This window comes from Candidatus Nitrospira allomarina (assembly GCF_032050975.1).
Taxonomy (GTDB): domain Bacteria; phylum Nitrospirota; class Nitrospiria; order Nitrospirales; family UBA8639; genus Nitrospira_E; species Nitrospira_E allomarina.
On the sequence record NZ_CP116967.1, the window covers coordinates 3,268,058 to 3,289,849 of the forward strand.

At 48.1% G+C, this 21,792-nt stretch carries 16 protein-coding genes; 2 read left to right on the forward strand and 14 right to left on the reverse strand.

From position 1 onward, the window contains the following. Positions 1–154: 154 nt before the first annotated feature. Positions 155–2,485 (reverse strand): methyltransferase domain-containing protein, encoded by a 2,331-nt coding sequence (locus PP769_RS14550; RefSeq protein WP_312641382.1) that lies wholly within the window; start codon positions 2,483–2,485, stop codon positions 155–157. 457 nt (positions 2,486–2,942) lie between these two features. Here PP769_RS14550 and fusA point away from each other — a divergent pair, with 457 nt between their 5' ends. Continuing rightward, on the forward strand, positions 2,943–5,039 hold the full coding sequence (gene fusA, locus PP769_RS14555; RefSeq protein ID WP_312641383.1) for an elongation factor G: 2,097 nt from the start codon (positions 2,943–2,945) through the stop codon (positions 5,037–5,039). Between the two features lie 24 nt (positions 5,040–5,063). Here fusA and PP769_RS14560 read toward each other — a convergent pair whose 3' ends face one another. From PP769_RS14560 to lepA, 9 genes are all read right to left on the reverse strand, one after another. Continuing rightward, entirely contained in the window at positions 5,064–6,437 is a 1,374-nt protein-coding gene (locus PP769_RS14560) for a trypsin-like peptidase domain-containing protein (RefSeq protein WP_312641384.1), read from the reverse strand. A gap of 43 nt (positions 6,438–6,480) precedes the next feature. Beyond that, positions 6,481–7,179: a glycerol-3-phosphate 1-O-acyltransferase PlsY gene (gene plsY, locus PP769_RS14565; protein WP_312641385.1), complete on the reverse strand. Its 699-nt coding sequence runs from the start codon at positions 7,177–7,179 to the stop codon at positions 6,481–6,483. Continuing rightward, positions 7,100–7,717: a CDP-diacylglycerol--glycerol-3-phosphate 3-phosphatidyltransferase gene (gene pgsA, locus PP769_RS14570; protein WP_312641387.1), complete on the reverse strand. Its 618-nt coding sequence runs from the start codon at positions 7,715–7,717 to the stop codon at positions 7,100–7,102. Before pgsA ends, plsY begins: the two co-directional genes overlap by 80 nt. A 28-nt stretch (positions 7,718–7,745) precedes the next feature. Then, entirely contained in the window at positions 7,746–8,594 is an 849-nt protein-coding gene (gene kdsA / locus PP769_RS14575; protein ID WP_312641389.1) for a 3-deoxy-8-phosphooctulonate synthase, read from the reverse strand. Between the two features lie 15 nt (positions 8,595–8,609). Then, positions 8,610–10,211 carry a CTP synthase gene (gene pyrG / locus PP769_RS14580; protein ID WP_312641391.1) on the reverse strand — a complete coding sequence of 534 codons (1,602 nt, stop codon included), beginning with the start codon at positions 10,209–10,211 and terminating at the stop codon, positions 8,610–8,612. 80 nt (positions 10,212–10,291) lie between these two features. After that, the gene (gene kdsB, locus PP769_RS14585) at positions 10,292–11,083 is read right to left on the reverse strand and encodes a 3-deoxy-manno-octulosonate cytidylyltransferase (protein WP_312641393.1); all 792 of its coding nucleotides are present in this window, start codon (positions 11,081–11,083) and stop codon (positions 10,292–10,294) included. Beyond that, positions 11,070–12,083, reverse strand: coding sequence for a D-glycero-beta-D-manno-heptose-7-phosphate kinase (rfaE1, locus tag PP769_RS14590; RefSeq protein ID WP_312641395.1), 1,014 nt, complete (start codon positions 12,081–12,083; stop codon positions 11,070–11,072). Before rfaE1 ends, kdsB begins: the two co-directional genes overlap by 14 nt. A gap of 53 nt (positions 12,084–12,136) precedes the next feature. Then, positions 12,137–12,805 carry a signal peptidase I gene (gene lepB / locus PP769_RS14595; RefSeq protein ID WP_376753450.1) on the reverse strand — a complete coding sequence of 223 codons (669 nt, stop codon included), beginning with the start codon at positions 12,803–12,805 and terminating at the stop codon, positions 12,137–12,139. A gap of 100 nt (positions 12,806–12,905) precedes the next feature. Next, positions 12,906–14,720, reverse strand: a complete 1,815-nt coding sequence (gene lepA / locus PP769_RS14600) for a translation elongation factor 4 (protein ID WP_312641400.1) — start codon at positions 14,718–14,720, stop codon at positions 12,906–12,908. An 83-nt stretch (positions 14,721–14,803) separates the two neighbouring features. On the opposite strand from lepA, the gene bioA reads away from it, so the two are divergent. Continuing rightward, the gene (gene bioA / locus PP769_RS14605; protein WP_312641402.1) at positions 14,804–16,225 is read left to right on the forward strand and encodes an adenosylmethionine--8-amino-7-oxononanoate transaminase; all 1,422 of its coding nucleotides are present in this window, start codon (positions 14,804–14,806) and stop codon (positions 16,223–16,225) included. On the opposite strand, the gene PP769_RS14610 is transcribed toward bioA, so the two are convergent. The 4 genes from PP769_RS14610 to PP769_RS14625 all read right to left on the reverse strand — a co-directional run bounded on the left by PP769_RS14610 (position 16,222) and on the right by PP769_RS14625 (position 21,784). Beyond that, positions 16,222–17,022, reverse strand: coding sequence for an SAM hydrolase/SAM-dependent halogenase family protein (locus PP769_RS14610; protein ID WP_312641404.1), 801 nt, complete (start codon positions 17,020–17,022; stop codon positions 16,222–16,224). The two genes, bioA and PP769_RS14610, sit on opposite strands and share 4 nt — an antisense overlap. A gap of 2 nt (positions 17,023–17,024) precedes the next feature. Beyond that, positions 17,025–17,501 (reverse strand): transcription elongation factor GreA, encoded by a 477-nt coding sequence (gene greA / locus PP769_RS14615; RefSeq protein WP_312641406.1) that lies wholly within the window; start codon positions 17,499–17,501, stop codon positions 17,025–17,027. A 74-nt stretch (positions 17,502–17,575) separates the two neighbouring features. Next, positions 17,576–20,878, reverse strand: a complete 3,303-nt coding sequence (carB, locus tag PP769_RS14620; RefSeq protein ID WP_312641408.1) for a carbamoyl-phosphate synthase large subunit — start codon at positions 20,876–20,878, stop codon at positions 17,576–17,578. A gap of 9 nt (positions 20,879–20,887) precedes the next feature. Beyond that, positions 20,888–21,784 carry a M48 family metallopeptidase gene (locus PP769_RS14625; RefSeq protein WP_312641410.1) on the reverse strand — a complete coding sequence of 299 codons (897 nt, stop codon included), beginning with the start codon at positions 21,782–21,784 and terminating at the stop codon, positions 20,888–20,890. Positions 21,785–21,792 lie beyond the last annotated feature (8 nt).

The following is a 21,792-nucleotide window of genomic DNA, read 5'->3' on the forward strand; positions in this document are numbered from 1 at the left end:
TGAAGTTCAGAAATGTCGTCGGGGGATGTCTCTTCTTTATACTTCCATGAACGACACTCTTCTGTACAATCAAAGGCCGTCATTGTCATACTGAGGTCATATCCACGCCATGCGGTTCTCCTAAAAAATATTTGATAGATAGAAAGGGGCGATCTTATGCCACTTGCTTCAGAATCTCTGGCAGCTGGTTTCGGATAGAGCATGGTTCTGCATTTTGGATGATTGGCTTTTGCGCTGGTGTGCAGACAATAGGTTTGTCTAAAACAACGAGATACGCTTGTCCTGCAAAAGTTGAAAAAATACCCGCATTCGTACAGCCCAGGGTGGCGATGATCGATTCCCATTGGGTTTGATCATAAAAACAAAATTGCCCTTCTTTTTCGGCCTGTCGGATTTTCCCGTAATTATTCAATAGATCCCGTGCTTCCTCTCGTTGTTGTGGGAGAACAGCACTACTGACCAGACTCTGGTAGATGCCGGAAAAGTCCCCATTCGGTTTTAAATTGGAAATAACGATTCGTCCCCCTGGAGCGAGAATACGATACAGTTCTCGTAAGGTAGCGCCTGGATCCTGGACATATCCAATCACCAGATTGGAGACAATCCGGTCGAATCGGTTGTCGGGAAAGGGGAGCGGCTGACCTAAATCTACGTGCGCCCATGCCTTTGAGACGAAGGGTGTCGGCGAGGTCATGCCATGTTGGCAATTTGTGGTGGCGGCACGCATGGCGTTGTTAGCCCGTTTCAACGCGTCAGGAACGACATCAATCCCCACATATTGAATGTACTTCTCTAGGAACGGGATCCCAGTCGAAATGGTAGAGGAAAGCCTATTCAAAAAATATAAGCCGGCATTGCCATTTCCACATCCGGCATCCAGAAACCGTTGGCCAGGAGTGATGGGGCCTAAGACATGAAATACATGATCAAGAAGTTTCACATAATCCCGGCATTGGGCTACCGACTGGAAGTGGCCCAAGTAATCCTGCCAAAAGCCGGTGCCGACGTCGGTCTCGGCCTGTTGTTGTTGAGCAGATTTTTCCCGTCGATTTTGGCGTCCCAGGTCTAATCGATTGGGGGTGTGGATCACATCCGGCTTTGCTTTCTGATTCACTTGCTCATGGCATCGTGCAATGAGTCGTTGATAGGTTTCACGGGCTCTTTTGGGGTTTTCTTGTAGGCGATGCAAGGCATCTGGTACCACCATCCAATGCTCAAGATGTCGATCCAATGCATTCCGAAACGCTTGAAGATCATCGGGAGCAACCCAGGCATCCTTTTCAGCGGAAACCAGGATGACAGGGGAGGTTAGGGATTTCGCATCAAACAGTGTGTGCTCAAGCGTGACAAATTTGTTGGCAATGGCATCACCCAAAAATTGATTGCCCACATTGAAGCCCAAAAAATTTGCCGAGGCAGGGCACTGCTCATTCCCATAGGCTGCAAAGAGATCTTCCTGATGAACCGTGGCTGCAGACCGTTGGACATTGACAATGCTCATGAGCATGATCAACAGGGATAATGATGGACATTCGGCCTCGGCTCTGAGAGCGACCCGCGAGGCCAAGCTGGCCGCCACACCGATTATGGCTGAGTGCGGCCAAGTAGCCTTCACATATCGGGTTACAGTCTGAAAATCATTTTTCATTGATGAAAGGGATACCTGATAGTGCAGTCCATCACTCTCGCCGACATGATTGGTATGGTCATAGCGCACGACTTGAAATCCATTACTGGCAAAGTAATACGCCAAGGTCAAATAATCCCGTTTTGTTTCCCCATACCCCGGGGCAATAACGACGACAGGTCTTTCTGTTGAATTTCCCTCAATCGGTTGGTCATGGTAGGCACTAATCCGCTGCCCATTGCCTTTTTTAATGGTGAGACGACTGCTGGATACGCCCGTTTTTTGAAGAATAAGGGACCCACCCTTCACTTCTTTTTCCTTCTCACGAAAAGAAACAATTGATATTGCGTCGGAGAGTTCGTGGTTAAGCATTTTCCAGGATGAATTGAACGAACCATTCAAAACATGTCCCTGTACCATGAGACTCTCTTCTTCAGGGAGCAGAACTCTCGTACCGGACGAAAAGGAACCCATGGCATCATTCTCTGTTGGGCAGTCTAAAAGAATGTTAGTTGTCCCTTCCCAAGCGGTTTGACCTGGTTCCACCTGTATATCTTTAATCATTCCATGAAACTTTTTGAGAGGGAGATCTTGACCTGAAATGCCATATTCCAACTCAATGATCTGCGAGAGTTCTATGGGAGGGAATCCGGTCAAACGCAATAGCATATTGTTTTTGTGCCCTCCAACAAGATACCCGTCCCAAACCCCTCCCAGGCAATGCAAAGAGAAGGGAAGTGGCGAGAGGTCACGTATTCCAGAAGGATCACCAGGAACTAACTCCTGAGATACCTGCTTCAATCCAGCAAATTGATGCATTGAAGTTATTCCTGCCAACTCTGGTGTCAATGTGCTCATGCGATCCCCCGCTGAAAATAAGTGTTATTACCTACTTTTTAAGGCAAGACTTTCCCTGGATCCCACTAGATCCTGATGTCTGCATCAGCCTGTACTAGTAGACAGGCGAGAGATGAAACGACTTACATCGTATCGTCATTGATACCGGTGTATGGGCCACCCCGGAATTGGCATCAATTTTACTCTCTTGGATACGACACTAGAGCAACCTGAATGCCAGAATTTTCGAACAAAAGGCTCGAATCCATTTTCAAGGGAAAATCTCAGAATTTACTAGGAAAATTTTGCCTGAATATTTTTTACCGCAAATCACCGTGCAGATTTTTTGAAGTCTTATCTGTCGGTCTACTGACGATAAAATCAAAAGAGCGTTGATCTCCTGACAGGACATTGTTCTTTTTCATTGACACTCCTTCCTCTCCTACCTAAAATTCAAGGAAATTGAGAGGAGGTTCGCATGCCACACGAATCCGCCCCACCCATCCGTAACGTGGTCATTTGTTCCTACCCGGGGGCAGGAAAGACCACCCTTTGTGAAGCACTAGCCTTTTCCACGGGAGTCATCCCGACCATGGGGTCCATTCCTCAGGGAAATACCATGGGTGATTTTGAACCCGAAGAGGTCCACAGGCATCATTCCATTAGTTCGACCATCTGCCAGTTCGAATGGCAGGGCACAAAAGTCAATATTATAGATACACCGGGAATGAGCGATTATGGCTTTGAGGTTCAATCCGCCCTCAGGGCGGTGGATGGCGTGGTGCTTGTTGTAGGGGCCAGTACAGGGCTACGGTCAGAAATCGAACGAGTCTGGGACCTTATTCAGGAACACGAACTTCCCTGTCTCCTGTTTGTTAATGAACTGGATAAAGAACGAACAGACTATCGCTCGACTTTGGCAGAGTGTGAAAAAACATTGGGATTCACCGCAGTTCCAATCACCATTCCTGTTATAAAAGAAGGCACGCTGACTGGGGTAATTGATCTCATTTCGAGGAGTGTCATAACTCCGGCCTCCGGCACGCCCAAAACCCACCAAACAGAGATTTCTCCAGAACACCAATCCATGGCTAGTGAATTCCGGCGCCGAGCTATGGAACAGGTGGCAGAAACGAATGATCAATTGGTGGAAAAATATCTCTCCCAAGGTGAGATCTCAAATGAAGACTTACAGGATGGATTGACGCTCGGCACATTAGACGGGAAGTTTGTTCCGGTGTTGTGCGGATCTGCTATTCGCAATATTGGAACCACAACCCTATTCGATGCGATACAACGTTATCTCCCGTCTCCTTCCGATCGTTCCAGTCTTCATCCCAACATCGGCCTGCAACCTCAGACCCATGACGAAGGTCAACGAAAATCTGATCCTCATGATCCATTTTCAGCCTTCGTCTTTAAAACCACCATCGATCCATTTATGGGGCGTCTATCATTTGTGCGAGTGCTGTCCGGGACCTTACAGGCAGATTCAGGATTTTATAATGCCTCCCGGCAGACCAAGGAGAAGGGTGGACATCTTTTTTTCTCGGTGGGCAAGAAGCATCACCAGGTTAATCAGGTCTCCGCCGGAGATATTGTGGCCATTGGTAAATTAAAAGATACTCAAACCGGCGATACCCTTTGCGATGAACGACATTCCATTATTTTCCCAGGACTGAAAATAGCGCGGCCGGTCATGTCGTATGCCTTAGAGGTAAAAAGCAAGAATGAAATTGACAAAGTCAGTTTAGGTCTTCATAAATTAGTTGAAGAAGATCCCTCTCTCGAGTTTCTCCGGAATGAAGAGACAAAGGAAATGCTGTTAAGTGGAGTAGGGCAGAGCCACATCGATGCCACTTTAGACAAACTGAGACGCAAGTATGGTGTTGAGGTGGACTTGCACATGCCGAAAGTCCCCTATAAGGAGACGATCCATCGTATGGCTCAGGCCCAAGGAAAATATAAAAAACAAACCGGTGGACATGGACAATATGGAGATTGTTGGCTACAAATTGAGCCTCTTCCCCGAGGGGCTGGATTTGAATTTCACAACAAAATTGTTGGTGGGGTCATACCACGGAATTTCATCCCTGCGGTGGAAAAGGGAGTGATCGAGGCTCTGCAACATGGGATTGTTGCCGGATTTCCCATCGTGGACATTCGCGTGGCTGTCTATGATGGATCTCACCATCCAGTTGATTCTTCGGAATTGGCCTTTAAAGTGGCCGGATCAATGGCCCTCAAGCATGCCCTGGAGGCCGCTCACTGCACGATTCTTGAACCCATCATGTCCGTAGATGTGCTAGTCCCGGATGATTTGGTAGGAACCGTGATTGGAGACCTTAACTCGCGCCGTGGACGCATACAGGGAATGGCGACTAAGGGACACAATCAAATTGTGAAGGCCTTTGTGCCGTTAGCGGAAATGCTGAAGTATGCTCCTTCCTTGACGTCCATGACGGCTGGAAAGGGTAGTTATGTGATGGAGTTTTCGGGCTACGAGGAGGTACCGAAGGATTGTCTTAATCGTATTGTGGAAGAACATAAAAAGGAAACTGTTTCGTCCCACTGACCCCCTGTCATACTGTGGGAGGTTTTAAGGCAGCGTTTTGATCACAATGAAAAATGCCCTTGTCTTTCGAATAATTCGAAGTAATATAGTTTGACCGGGCTTCACTTTGGCGACTTCCTCGGAAAATTGCGTAACGGTCCGGACCGTTTTCCGATTAACCTCGTTAATCAAATCTCCTTCCTGAATCCCCTCGGAGTTTGCGAGACCACCTGGTTCAACTTTGGTCACAAGCACGCCCACGGTTTCTTCTAATTCAAATTGCTCAGCGAGTGCAGCTGTAAGCCCTTGGACGTCAAGCCCTAGGGAGACCTCTGATTTTTCCAAGGGGAGTGAGGCCAACGTGGATTTTTCCTGTCTTTCCACTATCGGCACCAAGTAGGTCAATTCTTTTCCGTCCCGTAACACAAGAATTTTGGCATTCTCACCAGGTCCAACACGCGCAACAAGTCTCGACAGTTGGTTAGGCGAATCAACCGAGCTGTCGTCTACCGCTACAATGATATCCCCTGGTTTAATCCCGGCCACATGGGCGGGATCGTGTTCATACACTTCGTTGACGAGGACCCCATGGCCTTCCTTAATCCCAAATTGTTCCGCAAGTTCTTTCGTGAGAGATTGAATACCGACACCAAGCCACCCACGAACCACTCGTCCCCGGGACACCAGTTGATCCACCACCCGCGAAACCATATCGGCCGGAATGGAAAATCCTATGCCTTGTGCCATATGGATTATGGCGGTATTGATCCCGATCACTTCACCTCGAAGGTTAAAGAGCGGCCCTCCTGAATTCCCTGGATTGATTGCGGCATCCGTTTGAATGAAATTTTCATACCGGGATAAATTGAGTCGTTCCCTTCCAATCCCACTGATCACACCTAAGGTCACTGTGCGGTCTAACCCCATCGGATTTCCGACAGCCAATACCCATTGACCGACTTTTAAGGCATCGGAGTCCCCAAAATGAGCAACTGGAAATTTCCGGTCAGATTCAATTTTGAGGACCGCTATATCGGTTTCTTTATCACGTCCAATCACCCGAGCAACCATGTTGGACTTATCGGATAGCCGGACATCTGCCTCCCTGGCGTCTTCCCCAACTACATGGTTGTTGGTTACGATAATGCCATCCTCCCTCACGATAACACCCGAGCCACTCCCTTGAGAAAATGGCGCCCGTCGCTGAAACCCTTGTCCCTGAGCGATTTCACGAATCGGTGTAATATTGACTACCGTAGGGGTCACACGTTCAGCCAGGCTGGTGATGGCCTGTTCGATATCTTCAAGAAGCTCTAGTCCTCTAAGTTCTTTGGCTGTTTGACTGACTGCGGCTGACGGAGAAATACACAAAAGAAGACAACATAATGAAAATATTGGTGAAAAATAAACAAAATTCATGCTAAACCTTACATTTGTGCAGAGTCGGATAATAAATATTATGTTAAATAGAAAATAGCCTCATTTTGCTTTCGGTCCCCTGCCTAAGACGGAGAATGTTTTCTTTGTGACAGAAAAAAATGACAGCAGACACTCCGAAAGCAAACAAGCAGAAATAGAAGTCGAAAGTCATGAAATAGGCCAAGAATGGAAATACACTAAAAGCCAGCAGTGCGCCACCTGAGGAATATCCAAAAACCAAGACTGCTCCTAACCATATACCAACAAGAAGCCATCCAATCAGAGGATGTATGCCAAGAATGGCTCCTAAGGCCGTTGCGACTCCTTTTCCCCCCTTAAATCCTAAAAAAATAGAAAAGATATGACCAAGAATGACCGAAAAGCCTATGACAAGAATCCAGAGCCAAGGAAATCCGACGAATCCAGCGACAACGGTCGCAACCGTTCCTTTCCCTAAATCCCCAATGAGAGTTAATATACCTACTTTTTTCCCTGAAACTCTCAGAACATTGGTAAAACCGATGTTCTGGCTTCCATGTGTGCGGGGGTCATCTGCTCCGAAAATGCGAGAAATGACTAGGCCAAATGGGATAGATCCTAAGAGATAGGCGCCGACCACTCCTAATAAATATAGTTCCATTCCGAGCGACTTATGAACACTCCTACCAATATTGTGAACTAATTTTCTTAAAGATTTGCATGAGATATCGCCAGCCGGAAAATAAAGAGAAAAACAAGGCAATATACAAAAGTCCGGTTCCAATAGTAGCCAATGGTCCCTCACTTTGAGCCCAAACGCCTTGAAGAATAAGGCACAGAATCCCTCCGATTTGCCCGATGACTTTGAATTTCCCAAGAGAGTCCGCTGGAACCACAAATCCCTCTTTCGCTGCGACCACCCTGGCTCCTGTCACAATCATTTCGCGTGCAATCATCACAATAGCCAACCACACCGCAACACGCTGAAATTGCACAAGAAGAATAAGTCCAGAGGCCACCAGGAGTTTATCGGCGACCGGATCCAGCAATTTCCCTAAATTGGTGATCTGACCACTTTTTCTGGCCAAATACCCGTCAAGAAAATCCGTGAAAGCCGCACAAGCAAACACAAGGGCCGCTGCCAGTGCCCGGTCAGGACTAGATTCAGAGAAAAGCCAGACAAAAACAGGAATTAACAGGATGCGCAAGAGAGTCAGAGAATTTGGAAGATTGAGATAGACTTCTCCCATAATTACATCATTTTGTTCAGATTTTTCTTTGACTACTTCAGATTGATTCATGAAATTTAAAAAATTTCTTTATAAAAACTCAAGTAAGAGGAGAGATTTCTCCCTTTCCGGTTACCTGCCAAATGGCTTGAAGTTGTGCTAATAAACCTCGCAACTCACTCAATCTTATCATGTTTGGCCCATCAGATAGTGCCTCTTCAGGACGAGGATGGACTTCCATAAAGAATCCGTCACATCCAGCCGCAGCGGCTGCACGGGCTAATGGCGCCACAAATTCCCGTTGTCCTGAAGAAACCGTCCCCCCCCCACCAGGCAATTGCACGCTATGAGTGGCATCAAACACCACCGGATATCCCAGATTTCTCATAACGGGTAATGAGCGCATATCGACGACAAGATTTTGATAGCCGAAGCTAGCCCCCCGCTCAGTTAAGAAAATTTTTCTACTCCCGGCCTCTTGCAGTTTATGGACAACATTCGCCATATCCCAAGGGGATAGAAACTGTCCTTTTTTCACGTTGACCACCCGACCGGATTGTGCGGCAGCAATTAGCAAGTCGGTCTGTCGACATAAAAAAGCCGGAATTTGTAATACATCTACAATCTCAGCAACCTGAGACACGTCCTGAACTTCGTGAATATCCGTTAGAATGGGGATACTTAACTCCCGGCTAATTTTCTTGAGGATTTTCAATCCTTCCTTGAGGCCCAACCCCCGGAATGAAGAAATCGAAGTGCGATTGGCCTTATCATAGGACGCCTTAAAGATGTATGGGATGCGGAGATCTTTGGCAATTTCCGCAATTGCAACAGCGGTCTCAATAACCAATTTCTCGCTTTCGATCACGCACGGTCCCGCAATTAAAAAATGGGGACAACTCCCGCCCACGGAGAACGGGCCAATGTCGACTTGAGTTGGCTGAGCCATGATAAATCCAGTTCGTTACGTGCCGAATTTTCTTTGAAGTGCGGCGCCAATAAATGCAGAAAAAAGAGGATGAGGAGAACACAGTCGAGACTGAAACTCAGGATGAAATTGTGTACCCACAAACCAGGGATGCCCGTGCAATTCAATTATTTCTACAAGTCTTCCGTCGGGGGATGTCCCGCTAACCGTCAGACCCTTTGAGGTCAAAGCTTCCAGATATTCATTGTTAAATTCATAGCGGTGGCGGTGTCGTTCACGAATGTCCGAGTGCCCATAGGCTGCAAAGCTAAGCGTATTGGGAGTCAACCGACAGGGAAAGCCTCCCAATCGCATCGTCCCCCCCATTTCTTGAATGGATCGTTGTTCGGGAAGGAGGTCGATTACGGGATACGGCGTCTCCGGATTGAATTCCGAACTATTGGCATGCTGAAGTCCGCCTAGACTTCTGGCAATTTCAATCACCGCACATTGCATACCCAAGCAAATGCCAAAGAAGGGAAGATGCCTCTCCCTGGCATACCGGATCGTATCGATTTTTCCTTCTATTCCTCGAAGGCCAAACCCTCCAGGAATTAAGATTCCATCCACATCAGCTAACAAACGCTCAGGGCCGTCCTTTTCAATGTCCCCCGACTCCACCCATTGAATATGAACCCCTGTTTCATCGTGTAATCCGCCATGAGTTAAGGCTTCCGACACACTTTTATAGGATTCTCGAGACTCTACATATTTGCCAACCAGCGCTATGGTGACTTCATGTCGTGGCCGCTTAATCTTCTGGACTAAAATATCCCAATCCCGAAGATTCGGTGGGCGCGTTTCAAGATGGAGTAAACGAACAATAAGTTCATCCAGGCCTTCTTTTCTCAGGATAATCGGTACCTCATAGATGGAATCCACATCTTTGGCCGTGATAACAGAACCTTTATCCACGTTACAAAACATGGCAATTTTATCTTTCACGCCAGGAGGGAGAAATCGATCGGTCCGACACAACAGGATATTGGGTTGAATGCCGATTTCACGAAGTTTATTGACGGAATGCTGCGTGGGTTTGGTTTTGAGTTCACCGGCCGTTCCGATATAGGGCACTAAAGTGAGGTGGATATATATGACGTTTTCCCGACCAACCTCATAGGGCATTTGTCGAATGGCTTCTAAGAAAGGCAAACTTTCAATATCACCAACAGTCCCGCCAATTTCCACGATCACCACATCCACGTCATGGGCCACATTGAGAATTGTCTGCTTTATGGCGTCCGTAATATGGGGGACGACCTGAACCGTCGCTCCAAGATATTCTCCTCTTCGCTCCCTTTGAATCACCGATTCATAAATCCGTCCTGTCGTACAATTATTCTCCCGATGCAACTGAACGGTGGTAAATCGCTCATAATGCCCCAGGTCCAAATCAGTTTCCGCTCCATCATCGGTGACATAGACTTCCCCGTGCTGATAGGGATTCATCGTACCGGGGTCGACATTAATGTAGGGGTCCAGCTTCAGAAAGGTGATTGTCATGCCACGGCTTTCCAATAAATGCCCGATCGCCGCAGAAGACAATCCCTTCCCTAGGGACGAAACTACTCCACCTGTCACAAAAAGAAATTTACTCATAATGTTTTCTGGTTAGTTGGATAATGACCCACAGGGCCTTCCTTTGATCTGTCGACTCCACCATATTGTTCTATCTATTTTCAACCCTCTCTCCGGTCCAATAGTCTCTCTTTCGGCTCACAAAAGTTCTTGGATAAAAGACCCTCAGCAGTCAAAACATCTTCAGGAGTATCTATACGAATCGATTCGTGTTCCGTTTCCCAAACCATTATCGGAAGGCCATGTTCCAACGCCCGCAATTGTTCCAATTTTTCCGCCTCTTCTAGATATCCCGATGGCAGCCCGGCAAATCGTAATAGATCTGATTTTCTGAAAATATATACTCCCACATGCATATAGGCGATTTGATTATTCCCAGCAGGTACCCCATCGCGCCAGCAGGGTATCGGGCTCCGTGAGAAATACAGGGCCTGCCCGTTGATATCGGTTACCACCTTTACGATTGACGGATTGGTTAGATCCTGTGTGCGGTGTAGCTGTCTTTTCAACGTCCCCATCCCTGCAGGAGAAGCTAAAAAAGGAAGAATGAGATCATCCAGCAACCCAGGGTGTTGCGGAATTTCATCAGCTTGTAAGTTCACAATTACGTCATATTTCAATCGGGAAGCCACTTTCGCCACCCGGTCCGTTCCGGTTCGACAGAATTCCTTAACGAGACAGACTTCTCCACCAAAACTCTTAACCCCTTGTTCAATGGATTCCTGATCGGTAATAACCAGGATTTGCCCCACCTGCGAAACCTGTTGAACCCCTTCATAGACATGCTGGATAAGGGGCTTTCCAGCTATGAGGGCGAGTGGCTTCCCCGGAAATCGTGACGATCCGTAACGAGCAGGAATACACAGGCTGACGTGGGAATCATTTGTGGCCATGGAACAAAGCCTCTTGAAGTTGCGCCCGCGTCACTGTGGCGGTACCCACCATGCCCACCACAATACCTGCAGCCTGATTGGCTAATACCGCAGCTTCAGGAAGTGGGGCTTTTGCACTTAACGCTAATGCAAGAGTACTGATGACCGTATCGCCTGCTCCGGTGACATCATAGACTTGTCGAGCCACGGCCGGGATGGTCCATGATTGGCCCGTCTTTTCAAAAATACTCATTCCCTCTTCTCCCCTCGTGACCACGACTGACTGGCACTGTAATTGTTGTTGGAGAGCCAGGCCGATTTGTTCAACCGGAACATCCTGGCTTGGAAGGAATCCTGCTGCCTGTTTGGCTTCGAAATGATTGGGTGTGATAACTGTCACTCCCTGATAATACGCCATATGCTCAACCTTCGGATCCACTACGACCGGAACGCCGAATTGATTAGCCAGAACATGAATGGCTTTCATCAGGTCAACGGTGATCATGCCCTTCGCATAATCGGAAATCACCAGGCAGGAAACTTCAGGAAGACGGGAAGCCACATGTTTTATCATTTTCTTGGTCTGTCGAGACGAAATGTCATGGCGTTGTTCCACATCAAATCGAACAATTTGCTGATTGTGGGCTACCACTCTGGTTTTTTTAATGGTAGGGCGACTAGAGTCGACGAACACACCGGCAGTAAACGGGGACGATCGTCGAATGTCAGCAAGGAATTGTTTCCCAACATGATCCGCACCGACCATGCCGCACAATTCAGCTTGTCCACCTAATGTCAGAATATTATGATACACATTCGCTGCCCCACCCATTCTGTACGATTCAGAGTCCACATGAACAATCGGTACGGGCGCTTCCGGAGAGACGCGATGCACCTTTCCCCAGACATAATGATCGAGAATGAGATCTCCGATAACCAGAATGCGAGCACGGGAGAAGCGTTGAATATACTCCTTGAATTTCCGAGAGGAAATCGATGGGACAACAGATAGCGGTTTCATCCTTGAGTCAGCACAAGCCTGAAGTTTGGTTGAGTCGAGTGAGTTGGTCCTCACTATTCAATGATCTTCCCGATTCGTTCCCATCGGATCCAATCGGTCCAAGCTCCCTGCCCATTCCATGACCAATACACGAGGAAGGCCCTGCCTTTAATTTTATCCATTCGCACAAACCCCCAAAACCGACTGTCCAAACTTTGGTCACGGTTATCACCCATCACAAAGTAGGAGTCCGGAGGGACGGTTAGGGGCCCAAGATTATCCCGAGGATTGATGCGGCCATCAATAATTCCAGGGTCGACCCTCTGCGTGAAACCCTCATCCAACAAAGGCTGTCCATTCACAATCACGTGTTTATTTTGAATATGAATGGTATCACCAGGAAGCCCGATCACCCGTTTGATAAAATCCTTATTTTCATCCTCCGGGTAACGAAACACGATGATATCTCCACGCGACGGAGGATCAAAATTCATCACGATCGTAGAAGAAAAACACGTCACAGGGGGGAACGAAACCTGAAACTCGCAGTCTTTTGGCACCTGAAACCCATAGGCCAGTTTGGAAACGAGGATATGATCGCCAATCATCAGAGTTGGAATCATCGACCCTGATGGGATTTTAAAGGCCTGGACTACAAAGACCCGAATGGTGAGTGCCAAAATAATCGCAATGATTAAGGCCTCAGCATATTCTCGAAAAATGGATTTTTTGGATATCTCCATATCCTGTGAACTTGAAGTAACCGAAGATTCCTCTTGAAGATTTTTTTCGGAAGATTCGGTCATTTTGGGTTGTTGCGGATCTTGAGTGGTCATCAGCGGTTCAATTCGGATCGGTCTTTAAAATAGCCAGAAAAGCTTCTTGAGGGACTTCGACACGTCCTAATTGTTTCATCCGTTTTTTTCCTTCTTTTTGCTTTTCCCACAATTTGCGTTTTCGGGAAATATCCCCACCATAGCACTTGGCCGTCACATTTTTCTTGAGTGCGCCAATGGTTTCCCTGGCAATAATGCGTTTGCCTATGGTCGCCTGAATGACAATTTCAAACATTTGCTTGGGAATGAGTTCTTTCATTTTTTCGGCTAATTGTCGCCCGCGGCTTTGCACTTTATCTTTATGTGCGATAATGGAGAGCGCATCTACTGTCTCCCCATTCAGCAATAAGTCCAATTTCACCAATTCAGACTCGCGATAGCCGAGCAATTCATAGTCCAAGGATGCATACCCTTGCGTGCGAGATTTCAGGCGATCATAGAAGTCTAGCACAATTTCATTGAGCGGGATCTCATAGGTTAACATGGATCGGGTTGGATCCAGATATTGCAGCCCGACTTGAATGCCACGACGTTCCTGACACAACTGAAGGACATTTCCGATATAGCGCTCAGGCGTAATCATGGTGGCTTTAATATAAGGCTCTTCAATCCGTTCGATCTGTGAAGGATCCGGAAGTTTTGAGGGATTGTCGATGACCAGGGTTTCGCCTTTGGTGGTCGTCACACGATAAACCACCGTCGGGGCGGTACTGATCAGATCCAGTCCATATTCCCGCTCCAAACGTTCTCGGATAATTTCCATGTGGAGAAGCCCTAAAAACCCACATCGAAACCCAAATCCCAAGGCCAGGGATGTTTCCGGTTCATAGACAAAGGAGGAATCATTCAGCTGTAACTTCTCCAGAGAATCCCTCAGGTCCTCAAACTTGGCATTGTCGGTGGTATATAACCCGCAAAAGACTACCGGTTTGACGTCCCGGTACCCGGGCAAGGCCATGCTTGTTGGGCGCTTTGAATCCGTAATGGTATCGCCAATTTTAGTGTCAGATAGTTCTTTCATCCCGGCACAAATGTATCCGACTTCCCCAGGCCCCAGGCGATTCACCTTGGTTCGTTTCGGTGAAAAAACGCCCACCTCCAGGACTTCAAATTCGCGTCCGGAAAACATGAGCTTAATCATCATATTGGGGGTGATTTCTCCATCCATGACTCGAAGAAGCACCACGGCGCCCTGGTAATTATCGAACCAGGAATCAAATATCAGGGCTTTTAATGGGTGATCAATTGAACCGACGGGAGGCGGGATAATCTTCACCACTCCTTCAAGCACCTCCCTCACCCCTCGTCCATCTTTGGCACTGACTAAAAATGCCTCTTCACTCGACAACCCCAACACATCTCGAATTTGGACTTTGACCCCTTCGACATCGGCGCTCGGCAAATCAATTTTATTAATGACAGGAATTATCACTAAATCATTCGAAATTGCCAGATAGGCATTGGCGATCGTCTGGGCCTCCACTCCCTGGGTGGCATCGATTAACAGAAGTGCTCCTTCACAGGCAGCCAGGCTGCGTGAGACCTCATAGGCAAAATCTACATGTCCAGGAGTATCAATGAGGTTAAACTGGTATTCCTGTCCATCCGAACTCCGAAATCGTGTTGTGACAGCATGCGCTTTGATCGTAATGCCGCGCTCACGCTCCAGGTCCATGGCATCCAGATATTGAGCACGGGCCTCGCGTGGAGACACGGCACCGGTGATCTCCAAAAACCGGTCGGCAAGAGTGGATTTGCCGTGGTCGATATGAGCAATAATTGAAAAATTGCGGATGTGGATTTGAGGAAAGGCTTTACTCATTCGAAGTGACTCTGATTGTAATGAGACCCTAAAAGGTTGTCAAAATTCAATGGATTCCGCTAGGTTATTCCCTTAAAACAACCATGACTCTCAAGACGACCCGCACAGCCTTAGAGAAAGACGATCGCGAGTACGTGTGGCACCCTTTTACCCAAATGCAGGAATGGGAACGGCAGCCTCCTCTCATCATCAGACGCGGAAAAGGTTCGTATGTCTATGATATGGATGGCAACCCCTATCTCGATGCAACAGCATCCATCTGGGTCAATATTCATGGGCATCGACATCCTCGCATTGATGAGGCCATTCGTCATCAACTTACCCAGGTAGCTCATACGACGTTGCTGGGACTTTCCAATCCACCGGCCATTCAATTGGCGAAGGCTCTTATTCGCCTGGCGCCCAAAGGGTTACAAAAAGTCTTCTATTCCGACAACGGCTCCACCGCTGTTGAAGTGGCGGCCAAAATGGCTATTCAGTATTGGCAACAATGTCCGAATCCCCAACCACAAAAAACCCGGTTTATCCATCTTGGCATGTCCTATCACGGGGACACGGTGGGAGGAATGAGCCTCAGCGGAGTCGAATTGTTCCGCAGATCTTTTTCTCCACTCCTTTTTGCAAGCCATGACGTGGAGCCCCCTTATTGCTATCGATGTCCCCTTCAATTGCATTTCCCTCACTGTCGGCTCGCCTGTCTTGAGCCGCTTGAAAAACTTCTTTCCACACAGCATCAAGAAATTGCAGGTCTCATTCTTGAGCCCATGGTGCAAGCGGTCGCCGGGATCATTCCTTCGCCTCCAGGATACTTGAAACGTGTCAGGGAGTTATGCACGCGGTACAATGTCCTATTCATTGCCGATGAGGTTGCCACCGGGTTTGGACGAACAGGTCGGATGTTTGCCTGTGAGCATGAAGGCATTTCTCCGGATATCATGGCTATTGCCAAAGGTTTAACGGGAGGCTATCTCCCATTGGCCGCCACACTGACGACAAACGCCATTTATGAGGCATTTTTGGGAGAAGGGCACGAAAACAAAACATTTTTCCATGGACACAGTTATGCGGGGAATCCCTTGGGATGCGCGGCGGCTCTGGCCAACCTTGCCATCTTTAAAAGTGAACGAACTCTCGCAAAGCTTCAACGACGGATCCCTAAATTTCGCAGAGCTCTAGCCTCCCTGACCGAAGACCCTTGGGTTGGGGATATCCGGCAATGTGGCTTTATGGTTGGGATTGAATTAGTTCAACAAAAATCCCAAAAAATGCCGTTCCCGGCCTCCGAACGTATTGGCCAGAAAATAGCCATGACCGCGAGAACATTAGGACTGCTGATCCGTCCCATCGGGACCATTATGATTCTCATTCCTCCCCTTTCGGCAAGTATCAAAGAACTCGATCAAATGGTGTCTATTTTAAGACTGGCCATATCAGTGGTCCGTGCATCCGGCACATCTTTCTCCATACCATCACCTCCGGAAGCATTGAAGCGGCCCTTGGACTAGATCAGCTCAACCGTCTGACCAATGCGCAATTGACATCGGTCCACGGCCCGTCCCTGCTTCACAAAAATCTCGATATGCCCATTACTATTTATGAGACCTTCCGGGTATCCCAAGGCACCTTCTTCGTAATGTGTTTTTATTCCCTTGATGACCACCTCTCCAATTTTGAGCCCGGAGTATTCTTTCTTGGTCACTGATCGAAACATCTCTATGTCGGTCAGGGTCACATTCGTTATGGCATTGCCAAAATGGTCAATATAGACAATTCGCCCATGTAGGGCATGCCCTTCCATACGTGGGGGATCAAGGGGAAGTCTGACATAATCATGAATGAGGCGCCCGTACGAACCGGGAACCTGCCCCTTCGTCAACCAGGCTGCTGAAGGCGCAAATAAATCCCGTCCATCAAACGTCGCTCCCATGGAGTCCAATCGATATTGTTTATTTTCAATCGATCGAACTTGAACCGCGCTTTCCTCTTGAAGTACGTAGGTTAAGACCCCATTATCCGGAGCCAGGAAAAAATGCCTGGAAGTTGAGGCCAAAATTGGTCTTCGAGAGCTCCCCACCCCCGGGTCTACGACCACCACATGTACCGTTCCATCTGGAAAATATTGATAGCATGATTTCAAAAAAAATGCCGCTTGTTCAACCCCATGCGCCGGAATTCGATGTGTCAGATCGACGATGCGTATTTGAGAATTTATGCCGAGCATTACGCCCTTCATACTTGGAACAAAATAATCGACATCCCCAAAATCAGTGACCAACGTAACCAAAGAAATGGCGGAAGTCATGATTATAGCTCCTCAAAACAAATGGACTGGATTTGATATTCAATAACTCCGGCGGGTCGATGCACTTCAACAATATCCCCGACTCGATGCCCGATCAGCGCACGCCCAATAGGCGATTGAACCGAAATCGAGCCATTTTTGATATCGGCTTCTTCTTGTCCCACCAAGGTATAGCGTTTTTCTTCTTGTGACTCTAAACTTAAAATGGTGACTGTGGCCCCAAACACGACTGTGTCACTCTGCCCGGGCGAAATTTCCACCACCTGAGCAATACTAAGTTTATGCTCAAGTTCGGACATCCGTGTGTCAATGAATTGTTGTTGCTCCTTGGCGGCTTTATATTCGGCATTTTCCTTGAGATCACCATGTTCACGAGCTTCGGTGATAGCTTGAATGTTTTTAGGGCGATCTTCCCGCCGCAGCCTGGCCAGTTCTGCTTGCAGTGCCTCATACCCTTTTTTGGTCATAGGAATTTTCATGAACCCTCACTCCCCTCTCTAAAGCATGGAAATCGGATGTCAATCATCCAACATCGCGTCACGTCCATTTAGGCTTACCTGCCTGGCATCGCAGAATGATATTCCTGCAGACAGCGAACCTCCATGGATGTTTTCTTCATCGCCTCTATTCCTGAGATGGCGGCTTGCGCAGCCTGAATGGTCGTAAAATAAGGAATTCCGCCGAAGACGGATGCCCTTCGTATCGGCGCGGAATCATCCTGTGAAGAGGCACCTCCCACCGTATTTACGACTAATGACAGCTCTTTATTTTTGAGTAGATCTTCGATATGGGGCCGAGCCTCATTGATTTTATTCACCGTAACCACGGTGATCCCATGGGTCCGCAAAAAGGCGGCGGTTCCCTTCGTGGCATTCAGTGAAAAGCCGAGCTGCGAAAGTCGCTGTGCGATAGCAAGCGTCGCGGGTTTATCTCCATCTTTCACGCTGAGAAGGGCAGTCCCTGCCAAAGGCAATGGCATTCCCGATGCGGCCTGTGATTTGGCAAACGCCCAACCGAAACTTCGATCAATCCCCATGACTTCGCCCGTCGAACGCATCTCGGGCCCCAACAATACATCGGCGACGCCAAGTTTGGTAAATGGAAAGACGGCCTCTTTAATGGCAATGTGGGAAAAAAGTGGGCACTGCGTAAAGCCTAAGTCTTTCAGGGTTCGCCCTGCCATAACTTTCATCGCATGTTTGGCCAAAGGTACACCGATGGCCTTACTGACAAAAGGGACCGTGCGGGAAGCGCGAGGATTAACCTCCAAGATATATACCGACCCACCCTTGACGGCATATTGAATATTCATTAGGCCCACCACGTGTAATTCTTTGGCCAGAAGTATGGTTTGGTGATTGATCGCCTTCAGAATATCGGCATTAAGGGAATGGGCAGGTAAGGAACACGCTGAATCTCCTGAATGAATGCCTGCCATCTCGACATGTTCCATGATGGCAGCCACCACGACGTCTGTTCCATCGGCGATGGCATCCACATCAACTTCTATGGCATCTTCAAGGTAATCATCAATTAGCAAAGGATGTCTTCCCAAATCCATCTCGTGTCTCTGAAGGTATTCGTCTAATGCGTCGGCATCATACACAATTTGCATGGCACGCCCCCCCAACACATACGATGGGCGGACCATCACTGGATAACCAATGTTGACGGCTATAATATGAGCTTCATGTGAGGACCGGGCGGTACCGTTTTGTGGCTGCAGGAGATTCAATTCAATTAACAAATCACTGAATCGTTTTCGATCTTCCGCACGGTCAATGGCATCAGGTTGTGTCCCCAAAATTTTGACCCCTTCCTGCTCTAACGGGACGGCAAGCTTGAGAGGCGTTTGTCCACCGAATTGCACGACGACCCCGTCCGGTCGTTCAGTCAGAATAATCCGCAAGACCTCTTCTTTGGTCAACGGTTCAAAATACAAACGATCGGAAATATCATAATCCGTACTGACGGTTTCCGGATTACAATTGACCATAATCGTTTCTATGCCTTCTTCTTTTAGGGCCATTGCGGCATGCACACAACAATAATCAAATTCAATGCCCTGCCCAATGCGGTTCGGCCCTCCGCCTAAAATCATGATTTTTCTTTTTTGAGTAGGGCGGGATTCACAGGAGAAACCCGACGTTGAATAGAGATAGGGTGTATGCGCCTCAAACTCTGCGCCACAGGTATCCACTCTTTTAAACACCGTGCCATAGCCAGATCCCCTGACCTGTCGCCATTGACGAATCGTATCTTCCTCTCTTCCGATGAGTTGACCGAGCCGTTGATCTGAAAATCCAAGACCTTTTGCTTGTTCAAGGAGAGTCACCAGGGAATCAGGGCATCCTTTGCGGGTGTCGTGTGAACGATCGTTCCCAACTTCCGCCTTGTTTCTACGAACCCATTCCGCCTCAAAATCTACGAGTTCTTCAATCTCATGCAAAAACCAGGGGTCAACTCGCGACAGATGATAAAGCTCCTCTACCGACATTCCGATTCGGAACGCATCAGCCAGGAACCAAAGGCGATCAGCGGTCGGGATTCGAACCTGAGATTGAAGACGCTCATACAACGGATGAGCCGAGCCCGCAGAGTCTTTTTTTCCATTAAGTCCATGTAACGACATCAACCCATACCGGTCTGTTTCAAGGGAACGAATAGCCTTCTGCAAAGCTTCTTTGAAGGTGGATCCGAGTGCCATGGCTTCTCCCACGGATTTCATATGGGTTGTCAGCACCCGATCAACACCATCAAATTTCTCAAATGTAAACCGTGGAATTTTCACGACCACATAGTCGATGGTCGGTTCAAAACAGGCTTTTGTCACTTGCGTTATATCGTTGGGAATCTCATCAAGGGTATACCCGACGGCCAACTTCGCAGCGATCTTGGCTATCGGAAACCCGGTTGCCTTTGAAGCTAAAGCGGAGCTTCTCGATACGCGAGGATTCATTTCAATAACCATCAACGCTCCGTTGTCCGGATTCAAAGAAAATTGAATATTGGAGCCGCCGGTATCCACACCGATTTCTCGAATGATGCGGATGGCCGCGTCCCGCATATGCTGATACTCTTTATCAGACAAGGTCATGGCAGGGGCCACGGTGATACTGTCTCCGGTATGCACACCCATTGGATCGAAATTTTCGATGGGGCAGACAATAACCACATTGTCTTTGGAGTCCCGCATCACTTCTAATTCATATTCTTTCCATCCCAGAAGCGATTGTTCGAGCAAGGCCTGTCCAACAGGACTGGTCACAAGGGCCCAATCAATATACGTATCAAACTCTTCACGATTATAGGCGATATTACCCCCTGCTCCTCCCAGAGTGAATGATGGACGGACGATAGCCGGAAATCCAATTGTTTCAAGAAGCCGTAAGGCTTCTTCTCTTGAGCGAAATGATCCGCTGGCTGCCACATTCAATCCAATACGGGTCATCGCCTGTTTGAACAAGTCCCGATCTTCCGCTTTTTGAATCGACTCATAGGAGGCTCCGATAAGTTGCACTCCGTACTTTTCCAGAATACCCCGTTTCACTAGTTCCACTGTGATATTCAGGGCAGTTTGTCCGCCCATGGTGGGAAGCAGGGCATCAGGGCGCTCTCCCCCTAGAATGGCTTCCACAACTTCGACCGTGATCGGCTCCACATAGGTCCGGTCCGCGAGATCCGGGTCGGTCATAATCGTGGCGGGATTACTGTTAACGAGTATGACTTCAAAGCCTTCCTCCTTCAGAGCCCTGCAGGCTTGCGTTCCAGAATAGTCGAACTCACAGCCTTGCCCAATAACAATCGGTCCAGAGCCGATTAATAAAATTCGATGAATGTCGTTTCTTCGTGGCATGATGGGCTCTCAGGATTTTGAAACCGATCCAGATCTCGGTTTTTTAGTGGGAGATTCAGGTGATTGAGAAGGTGATGTCTCAGGATGATAAAATTTTAGTGCTTGGGGAATCCAGGCTTCAATTTGATTAATTCGGGTCACATCCGACGGATGGGTGGACAGAAATTCTGGAATCGCATTTTGACTGCGAAAACAAAATTTCCCGATCATTTTTCTCGGACATCCACTCATACGTTCCCAAAACGGCACCGCTTCCCTCGGATCGTAGCCGGCCTTGGCCATCAATTGCAGCCCGATAAAATCGGCTTCGGTTTCCTGGTCACGGGAATTGGGAAGGGCCACCCCTACTCCATAGGCACTCATGGCTCCAATAGCCAAACCAGGGTCGACGCCACCGGCGGCGGCTCCAGCCAAAGCACCGAGTTGACCAATTTGTTCCAAAATTCCACGACTGTATCGCTCGGCTCCATGCCGTTGCAACGCATGGGCAACTTCATGTGCCATGACCGTTGCCAGCCCGCCTTCTGTTTTTGTGTATTTTAAAATGCCGGTAAACACCGCCACTTTTCCACCAGGCAATGCAAAAGCATTCACTTGATCATCATCTTGAATGACAGCGAATTCCCAGACATATTCCGGTTTTTGGGCTGCCTTGGCAATGCGTTGTCCCACACGATTCACCATTAACGCTATTTCCGGATCCCTACTTAATGGGGCCGACTTTAAAACCTCGCGAAATGCCGCAAGTCCCAGGGCAATTTCCTTTTCTTCCGAAATATAAATCAATTGGTCTCTAGCCGTCCCCGGAGCCTTTTGACATGCTGAACTTAGCAACAGGATGGCACATACCGCACAGGCCAAGAGCCATTGGAATGCCTTTGCCGAATCCGGTGGATCGTTGGTCATGGGAACAA